This window comes from Tractidigestivibacter sp. (assembly GCF_057241865.1).
Genome location: NZ_DBHHPX010000060.1, coordinates 1 through 9503 on the forward strand (window position 1 = coordinate 1; position 9503 = coordinate 9503).

Annotated in this window: 8 protein-coding genes; all 8 read left to right on the forward strand. The window is 63.2% G+C overall.

Annotation, left to right across the window (positions count from 1 at the left end):
• The first annotated feature begins 136 nt into the window (after positions 1-136).
• The 8 genes from ACO59D_RS12355 to ACO59D_RS12390 all read left to right on the forward strand — a co-directional run bounded on the left by ACO59D_RS12355 (position 137) and on the right by ACO59D_RS12390 (position 9467).
• Positions 137-607: a 4Fe-4S binding protein gene (locus ACO59D_RS12355; protein WP_485127239.1), complete on the forward strand. Its 471-nt coding sequence runs from the start codon at positions 137-139 to the stop codon at positions 605-607.
• Between the two features lie 12 nt (positions 608-619).
• Entirely contained in the window at positions 620-3418 is a 2799-nt protein-coding gene (gene xdh / locus ACO59D_RS12360) for a selenium-dependent xanthine dehydrogenase (protein WP_485127240.1), read from the forward strand.
• A gap of 92 nt (positions 3419-3510) precedes the next feature.
• A complete protein-coding gene (locus tag ACO59D_RS12365; RefSeq protein WP_485127241.1) occupies positions 3511-5004 on the forward strand; it encodes an ABC transporter ATP-binding protein in 1494 nt (497 codons plus the stop codon).
• 12 nt (positions 5005-5016) lie between these two features.
• Complete coding sequence (locus ACO59D_RS12370) at positions 5017-6108, forward strand: ABC transporter permease (RefSeq protein WP_242622262.1); 1092 nt, start codon at positions 5017-5019, stop codon at positions 6106-6108.
• Entirely contained in the window at positions 6108-7040 is a 933-nt protein-coding gene (locus ACO59D_RS12375; protein WP_130812786.1) for an ABC transporter permease, read from the forward strand. The genes ACO59D_RS12370 and ACO59D_RS12375 overlap by 1 nt, the downstream gene beginning before the upstream one ends.
• 162 nt (positions 7041-7202) lie before the next feature.
• The gene (locus ACO59D_RS12380; protein ID WP_485127242.1) at positions 7203-8327 is read left to right on the forward strand and encodes a BMP family lipoprotein; all 1125 of its coding nucleotides are present in this window, start codon (positions 7203-7205) and stop codon (positions 8325-8327) included.
• A gap of 77 nt (positions 8328-8404) precedes the next feature.
• Positions 8405-8902, forward strand: a complete 498-nt coding sequence (locus ACO59D_RS12385) for a nucleoside deaminase (RefSeq protein WP_485127243.1) — start codon at positions 8405-8407, stop codon at positions 8900-8902.
• Positions 8903-8957: 55 nt separating this feature from the next.
• Positions 8958-9467 carry a BMP family ABC transporter substrate-binding protein gene (locus tag ACO59D_RS12390; protein WP_485127244.1) on the forward strand — a complete coding sequence of 170 codons (510 nt, stop codon included), beginning with the start codon at positions 8958-8960 and terminating at the stop codon, positions 9465-9467.
• Positions 9468-9503: the final 36 nt, after the last annotated feature.

Here is a 9503-nt window from a genome sequence, read left to right on the forward strand (position 1 = left end):
TCCGCGCCACCATCGTGGCGGTGCGTGACAGCTACGGCTACCTTCTTGCAAGGTAGCCAGGCATGCGCCGGTAAGAGCTTGCTGGCGGGACGGCCGCACGGCCGTTCCGCGGTAGTACACACGGGGGGATTAGTTCATGGCACGAAAGAGGGACAAAGTCGCGGTCGTGAGGTGCGCAGGCGGGGTCGCGCCCGACCGCTGCTCGGAGGGTTGCATCGGGTGTGGCGCGTGCGTCGCCGCCTGCCGCATGCACGCGATCCAGCTTGACGGGAATGGCGTGGCGGTTGTCGACCGCGACGCATGCATAGGATGTGGCCTCTGCGCGCGCATGTGCGAGCAGCACATCATCGAGATCGTTCCGCGTCATCAGCGCATACAGGTGCTCTGCTCGAATCACGAGGTGGGGACCGCTGCACGCCAGATATGCCAGGCAAGCTGCATTGCCTGCGGCGCCTGCGAGCGCGTCTGCACGTCTGATGCCGTTCATGTTATCGATAACCTCGCCATCATTGACCAGCAGGAGTGCGTCTCCTGCGGCATGTGCGCAACCAAGTGCCCGCGCGGGGTCATCCACGACGCCTTCGGCGTCGTCGCCGGGCAATTCTAGGAAGGAGGGAAGATGGCAACCTACGGCTTCTTTGTGAACGGTCAGGAGGTCGCATGCGAGGAGAACAAGCCGCTCCTGCGCTTCCTGCGCGATGACCTGCATCTCACCTCCGTGAAGGATGGCTGCTCGGAGGGTGCGTGCGGCACCTGTACCGTGGCTATCGACGGCATTGCTACCAAGAGCTGCGTCATGACCACCAAGCTTGCCCAAGGCAAGCACATTCTCACCGTGGAGGGGCTTGAGCCCGCCGAGAAGGAGGCCTTCGTCTACGCCTTTGGCGCCGTGGGCGCCGTGCAGTGTGGCTTCTGCATCCCTGGCATGGTGATGAGCGGTGCGGCCTTGGTGCGCCGGAACCCCAACCCCACAGATGACGAAGTCAAGTGGGCCATACGCGGTAACATCTGCCGCTGCACCGGCTACAAGAAGATCATCGAGGGCATCCGGCTTGCCGCCGCCGTCCTGCGTGGTGACGCGCAGATAGACGAGGACCTCGAGCGCGGTGACGACTACGGCGTGGGCAAGCGTGCCTTCCGCGTGGACGTGCGCCGCAAGGTCCTGGGATACGGCAAGTACCCCGACGACCTCGACGAGCGCGACTTCCCCGGCATGGTATACGGCTCATGCGTGCGCTCCAAGTACCCTCGCGCCCGCGTCCTCAAGATCGACACGTCCAAGGCAGAGGCCCTGCCGGGCGTCCTTGGCGTCCTTACGGCCAAGGACGTGCCGGTAAACCAGGTTGGCCACCTCATCCAGGACTGGGACGTCTTCATTGCCGAGGGCGACATCACGCGCTTCGTTGGCGACGCCATCTGCCTTGTTGTCGCCGAGGACACCAAGACGCTCGAGCGTGCCAAGCGCCTCGTGAAGGTCGACTACGAGCCGCTCGAGCCCGTGCGCAACATCGGCGAGGCAAAGGCCCCGGGCGCGCCCATCATCCACAAGAGCTTCAACGCATTCGGAAACCTCGTCGAGCTCCATGACAACGTCTGCCAGAGCCGTCACGTCACGCGCGGCGATGCGCATGCGGCGCTCGCCGCCTCCGCGCACGTGGTAACGCATTCGTTCGAGACGCCGTTCACCGAGCATGCGTTCCTCGAGCCCGAGTGCGCCGTGGCCATCCCCTACAAGGACGGCGTCAAGGTCTTCTCCACAGACCAGGGTGCCTATGACACGCGCAAAGAGGTCGCCCACATGTTTGGCTGGGATAGGACCCCAGAGCGCGTCGTTGTCCAGACCATGCTGGTGGGCGGTGGCTTCGGCGGCAAGGAGGACGTCACCACCCAGCACATCTCGGCGCTTGCCGCCTATCGGTTCAAGCGCCCCGTGAAGTGCAAGTTCACGCGTCAGGAGTCCCTGAACTTCCACCCCAAGCGCCATGCCATGGTGGGCACGTTCACCCTGGGGTGCGACGAGGAGGGCAACTTCACCGCTCTCGACTGCGAGATCAACTTTGACACGGGTGCCTACGCAAGCCTCTGCGGGCCCGTTCTCGAGCGCGCCTGCACGCACGCCGTTGGCCCCTACACCTACCAGAACACCGACATCCGCGGCTTTGGCTACTACACAAACAACCCGCCCGCCGGGGCCTTCCGCGGCTTTGGGGTGTGCCAGAGCGAGTTTGCCCTCGAGTGCCTCATCGACCTGTTGGCCGACGAGGTGGGGATAAGCCCATGGGAGATTCGGTACAAGAACGCGATCGAGCCCGGCAAGGCCTTGCCCAACGGCCAGATCGCAGACTGCTCCACCGCGCTCAAGGAGACGCTCCTCGCGGTGAGGGACGTCTACGAGAGGAACGCGGACCACGCGGGACTCTCCTGCGCCATGAAGAACTCGGGCGTGGGCGTGGGCCTGCCCGACGCAGGCCGCGCCAACATCCGCGTTGAGGGCGGCCGTGCCGTCATCTACTCTGCCACCTCCGACATTGGCCAGGGCTGCAACACCGTCTTCCAGCAAGACGTCGCCGAGGCGACGGGGCTCCCCAAGAGCGCCATCGAGAACGGCGAGTGCTCCACCGAGGCCGCGCCCGACTCTGGCACCACCTCGGGTTCGCGCCAGACGGTCATCACGGGCGAAGCCGTGCGTGGCGTAGCCTTCCTTCTGCGTGACGCCATGCTTGCCGTGGAGGCAGGCTGCCCCGTGCCGGACGAGCCCGTATGCGCCCACGGTGACGGCAAGACCGTGGAGTACGATGACGGGAACCCCTACGTGGACGAGCATCCGGAAGACCTCATGGCGGGCCATGCCCTGCGTGCAAAGGACCCGGTTGCCGCCCTCGCTGCCCTCGAGGGGCACGAGTTCCGCTACGTCTACTTCGAGCCCACCGACAAGCTGGGTGCCGACAAGCCCAACCCCAAGAGCCACGTGTGCTACGCCTATGCCACGACCTGCGCCGTCCTTGACAGGAACCGTCGCGTGAGCGACATCTATGCCGCGCATGACTCCGGCAAGGTCGTGAACCCCATCGCCATCCAGGGCCAGATAGAGGGGGGCGTCCTCATGAGCATGGGCTACGCGCTCACCGAGCGATTCCCGCTCAAGGACTGCGTGCCGCAGGTCAAGTACGGAACGCTCGGCCTTCTCCGCGCCAACCAGACCCCCGAGATTCACGCCGACTACGTCGAGAAGGAGCGCCTGCTCCCCGTGGCGTACGGTGGCAAGGGCATAGGGGAGATCGCCTCCATCCCCACGGCGGCGGCAATCCAGAATGCCTATCGCAGGGTCGATGGTGTGCTTCGGACAGAGCTCCCGCTCGAAGGCACGCCGTACTCCAAGAAGAAGACGAATGGCAAGGAGGCGGAAAAGCCCCTGTAACGGGGTGGCACAATAATTGGTTTGACTCGCGTACAGTTTGTTTGTTCGGCACCCGTAGGCGAAAGGCGGCAAGCATGGCCGAGTTGCTGAGAATGGAGAACATCAGCAAGCGCTTCGGTTCGTTCTATGCGAACAAGGACGTCTCACTCGACGTGCAGGAGGGCGAGGTCCACACCCTCCTTGGCGAGAACGGCGCAGGCAAGTCCACACTCATGAATGTCCTCATCGGGCTCTACCAGCCCACTGATGGAAAGATTTTCATGCGCGGCCAGGAGGTCCAGATAAGCTCACCGCGCGTGGCGGTCGAGCATGGCATTGGCATGGTGCACCAGCACTTCATGCTCATAGATGCCATGACGGGCCTCGAGAACATCATCCTGGGCGACAAGCGCCACAGCTCCCCCATGCTCCAGGAGGCGGACGACCGCAAGGCCATCGAGGAGATCATGGACCGCTACGGCCTGGAGATTGACCTCGACGAGAAGGTCTCCGACATGTCGATTGGCATGCAGCAGCGCGTCGAGATCATGAAGGTGCTGTTCCGCGGCGCCGATCTGCTCATCCTGGATGAGCCTACGGCAGTCCTCACCGACCTCGAGGTCGAAGGGCTCTTCGACATCATGCACTCGCTCACCGATGAGGGTAAGTCGATCATCTTCATCTCCCACAAGATGCGCGAGGTCATGCGCATCTCCGATCGCGTCACCGTGCTTCGCCGTGGCGAGACCGTCGAGACCGTGTGCGTTGCCGATACCACCGAGCAGGAGCTTGCCGACCTCATGATCGGCCAGAAGTTCGTCGAGAACACCTACGACAAGGTCACGGGTGCCGACAAGACGGAGTTCGAGCTTGAGGGTGTCTCGTATCACTCCGAGGTGAAGCACGGTGGCCTGAAGGACGTCTCTCTCACCATCCACCAGGGCGAGATCCTCGGTGTGGCGGGTATCGACGGCAACGGTCAGACGCCTCTGGCCGAGGTCGTGACTGGCCTCGTGAAGCCTGAGTCCGGCAGGGTCATTGGCCCGGACGGCTCCGAGATCGCGATCTTCTCGCCCGAGACCTTCATCGAGGCCGGCCTGGGCAACATCCCCGAGGACCGCAACAAGATGGGCCTTGTGGGCGACATGACGGTTGCCGAGAACCTCGTGCTCAAGCAGACCGAGAGCGGCCAGTTCTCCCTTGGCCACGGCAAGTGGCTCAAGATGGCCGAGATCCACTCGTACGCGGACAGGCTTCGCGAAGAGAACGACATCCGCTGTACCTCTGTCGACCAGACGGCGCGCAGCCTCTCCGGCGGCAACCAGCAGAAGGTCATCCTCGCGCGCGAGCTTGAGGGACGCCCAAGGCTCCTCGTGGCCGTCTATCCCACGCGCGGCCTAGACATTGGTGCCACCGAGTTCATCCACAACCAGATCGTGGCGCAGCGCGACGCAGGATGTGCGGTGCTTCTCATCTCGGCTGACTTCGACGAGGTGCTCAAGCTCTCAGACCGCATTGTGGTGCTCTTCGAGGGCCAGGTCATGGGCACGTATCCGGGTGCGAACCCTCCCATCAAGGAGATCTCGCTCGCAATGGCAGGAAAGTAGGAGGGGGACAACGTGGTAAAGAAAGCTCTGAGCCCGGAGGAGCGCAGCGAGAAGAGGTTGATGATTCTCACGCCTGTCGTCTCGGTGCTCCTGGCTCTCATCATTGGCGCAATCATCATCGCCTGCCTTGGGAAAAGCCCGTTCGAGGGCTATGCGGCCATGATCCAGGGTTCGCTTGGAGATGCCGCCAAGATCAGCAAGACGCTTGAGCGCGCCTGCCCGCTCATCTTCACCGGTCTGTGCGCCGTGTTTGCCTACAAGTGCGGCGTCTTCAACCTCGGCGGCGAGGGGCAGTTCATCATGGGCGGCTGCGCTACGGCCTCGGTCATCCTGGGCCTTGGCCTTGACGGTCCGCTCGGCCTTGCGCTGGGGCTTCTCGCAGGCATTGTGGCGGGCGCCGTCTGGGGGCTTCTGCCTGGCATCATGAAGATCACGCGTGGCCTCAACGAGATGATCACCACGATCATGCTCAACTACGTGGCCATGTACTTCATGGAGTACATCTACAAGAACGTCTACTCGGATAACGGGCTGCCCAAGACCGTCGCCGTCCCGCAGGGCGCACGCCTTCCCGAAGTCGCGGGCACGCACATTGGCGTCATCGTCGCAATCGCGCTCGGCATCTTCGTGTGGTATGTGATCTTCCGCACCTCGTTTGGCTTCAAGATTCGCGCCGTGGGACTGAACCCCATCGCCTCGAAGGTCAACGGCTTCCCCGTGAGGAGGCTCGTGCTGCTCGCCTTCATCATCTCTGGCGCCATCGCCGGCATGGGTGGTGCCGTCGAGCTTCTCGGCAAGACGCCCTACCGTCTGGCAGACGGCTTTGGCTCCGGCTTTGGCTTTGATGGCGTGGCCATCGCGCTCATCGCACAGCTCAACCCCATTGCCGCACTCTTCGTGGCCCTGCTGTTTGGCATCCTCTCGACGGGCGGCACCATGATGCAGAGCGTCATCGGCGTACCCACCGCCATCGTCGAGATCATCCGCGGCCTCATCATCATCTTCGCCGTTGCCGGAATGGCTGCCGTGAAGCTCCCCAAGATCAAGGCGTTCGTTGCCGCAAGGCAGGACGCCAAGGCCAAGAAAGCCGAGGTGACTGCATAATGGATTTCATGATTGCGCTCCCCACCATCCTCAAGGCGATGACCATGGGCGCCGTGCCCATCCTTCTCGCCGCGCTTGGTGAGGTCTTCTCAGAGCGTGCCGGCCTCGTGAACATCGGTCTCGAGGGCATCATGGCAGTCGGTGCGTTTGTGGGCTTTGCCGTGGCCAAGATGACGGGCAACCTCTGGGTGGGACTTTTCGTGGGCATGCTTGCCGGCGTGCTCGTGAACATGCTCTACGCCTTCTGCACGGTCACGCTCTGTGCCGACCAGGTGGTCACCGGCATGGCCATCAACATCCTGGCCCCCGCCGTGGCGCTCTTCGGCTACAACCTCTTTGTGGGGTCTAACTCCGCAAACGCGACTGGCTCGCAGATGGCGAGCATCGCCATACCGGGGCTCTCGCAGATACCCTTTGTCGGTGACGCCTTCTTCAACCAGACGCTCTTGGCCTACCTGGCCTTCATTCTCGTGCCACTCGTGAGGTACTTCTTCAAGCACTTCCGAGCGGGGCTTTCGTTCCGCTCTGTGGGCGAGAACCCCCATGCTGCCGAGACGCTCGGAATCGACGTCGTGCGCGTGAAGTACATCGCCTGCATCGCGTGCGGCGCGCTCGCCGCGGCTGGCGGCGCGTTCCTCACGCTGTGCTACACGCCCATCTACACCGACGGAATCGTGATGGGCCGCGGATTCATCGCGCTGGCCACCGTAATCTTCGGTCGCTGGAGCGCCCTGGGCGTCCTTGGCGCAAGCATGCTCTTCGGCTTTTTCGACGGCCTCAACGTGGCCCTGCAGGCGCAGTTCCAGTCTGCTCCGGTCATGTTCTTCAAGATGATCCCGTACATCTTCACGATAGTGGCGCTCATCTTCTTTGGGTCGAGGCATGCCGGGCCCAAGTCCAACGGTCAGCCGTACTTCCGCGAGCAGCGCTAGGGCGGCGCGCTCCCGGGTGGAGCGCTGCCTGTCACCGAGGAAGGTGCCTCACCTGGGAGTTGTTCGGTTCCACCCTCATTGCGTGCGGCTAACGTCGTGAGGTGCGGGTCATTGGGAGGGGGTGCACGACGCATCCCCTATGGAGGAAGGAAAGGGTACATCATGAATGAAACCAAGAAGTCTCTGTCCAACGTCATGCTCGACAGGCGCCAGGTGATCGCTCTGGGGCTTGGCAGCGTGGGCGCCCTCGCCCTTGCGGGCTGTGGCGGGTCCGGCAACAGCCCCAGCTCGTCTGGCAGCTCCCCCTCTGGGGCCAGCTCCGAGCAGTCGAGCTACAAGGTCGCCATGATCATGAGCGGCATCATCACCGACGGCGGCTGGGACCAGGGCCACTACGAGTCCCTCAAGAGGGCCATCGAGTCCCACCCCAAGTGGGAGATGCTCGAGCCCAAGGAGAACACGGCCGATGCCGATGCCGCCACTGCGGCGCAGTCCTATGTCGACCAGGACGTCGACCTCATCATTGGCAACGGGAACCAGTTCGCCTCCGACTGGGCCGAGGTTGTGGCAGATGCGGCGGGCAGCCACCCCAAGGTCCACTTCCTCATCACGAACACCGATCCCGCCACCGAGATGACGGACTACGAGACCCTCGATTCCGTCGAGACGGTGCTTCCGGACTTTAAGCAGACCGGTGCCCTTGCCGGCGTTGTCGCTGGCCTCATGACCCAGACCAAGAGCATCGGCTTCATCGGTGGCATGAAGCTTCCGTCCACCACCACGAAGTACTCCGCGTACCTCGCAGCGGCGCAGAAGGTCACGCCGGGCGTCCAGGGCCAGTACAACTTCGAGGCCGGCTTCACCGATGCCTCCCTGGGCACGAACCTCACCCAGCAGTGGATCAACTCCAACAACGTCGACGTCATGTGGGGTGACGCCTCCGCCGTCGACAACGGTGCGCGCAAGGCCCTTGAGTCTGCCGGCGCCGACACGCACTTTGACATCGCCCAGCCCATCGACATCGTAGGCGACGACCAGCCCACCGTTGTGACCTCCACCGTCACGGACTGGATGATTGGCCAGGCCATGGACGAGATCGAGGCCGGCTCCTTTGGCGGCGGCAAGGCCATCACCGGCAACATGAGCAACGGCGGCGTGTCCCTCGGCAAGTTCTCCGACAAGGTCTCCAAGGACGTGCAGGACAAGATCAACGAGTATGCCGAGCAGATCAAGGCCGGCACCTTCCTCACCGATGACGAGGTCTCGGCCATCTCCAAGACGCTGTAAACGACGGTTCGTTCTTTGTGGGTCTATCGGGGGCGAGGCACATGCGGGTGTCTCGCCCCCTCTGGAAAGGTTCTTGTATGTCGCGAAAGCAGTTCACTCGCGAGAAGGACGTCGCGCTTCTCGAGCGTGCCATCGAGGTCTCCCGAGCGTCACGCGAGCATGGCAACACGCCGTTTGGCGCGATTCTCGTCTCGCCCTCTGGCGACGTCCTTCTCGAGCAAGAGAACGTTGAGATTGGGACACGCAAGTGTACGGGCCACGCCGAGACCCAGCTCATGGAGCGCGCAAGCCAGCTCTACGACAGGGACTATCTCTGGTACTGCTCGCTGTATGCCTCCGCCGAGCCCTGCTCGATGTGTGCGGGCGCCATCTACTGGGGAAACGTGGGCCGCGTGGTCTATGCCATGACGGAGCGGCGCCTGCTTGAGCTTACGGGGTCAAACGAGCAGAACCCTACGTTTGACCTGCCCTGCAGAAGGGTATTCGCGGCAGGGCAGAAGCCCATCGAGGTCGTGGGGCCGTTCCCGGAGCTGGAGGCCAAGGCAGCCGCCGTGCACGAGGGGTACTGGGACTAGGTGCTTCAGGGCCTGTCGCGGAGCAGAAGTGCCGGTTACAACTGGGGAGGAAGCTATGAGAATGAACATAACGCGTAGGAACGCGCTATCGCTTGGGCTGGGAGGGGCTGCCGTGGCCTGCGGGCTCTCGCTTGCGGCATGTGGCTCGTCCTCGAGCCCAAGCTCGACGGACTCTGCCGAGAAGTCAAACTACAAGGTGGCTCTGGTCATCAGCGGTCCCAAGAACGACGGTGGCTGGGGACAGGGCCACTACGAGTCGCTCCAGAAGGCAATCGAGTCCCACCCCAAGTGGGAGATGCTCGAGCCCAAGGAGAACACCGCCTCGGCGGACGCGGCCTCTGCGGCACAGTCCTATGTCGACCAGGACGTCGACCTCATCATTGCCGCTGGCAACGAGTTTGTCTCTGCGTGGGGTGACGTGGTTGCCGAGGCGGCCGATTCCAACCCCAACGTGCACTTCCTCATGACCAACACCGATCCCGCAACGGACCTCGCGGACTACGGGACCCTGGCCAAGGTGGAGACCGTCCAGGTAAACCTCAAACAGGCTCTTCCGCGTTTCTAGTGGGTAGCACAGGCGAGTGATGTCTGCGCCGAGAAG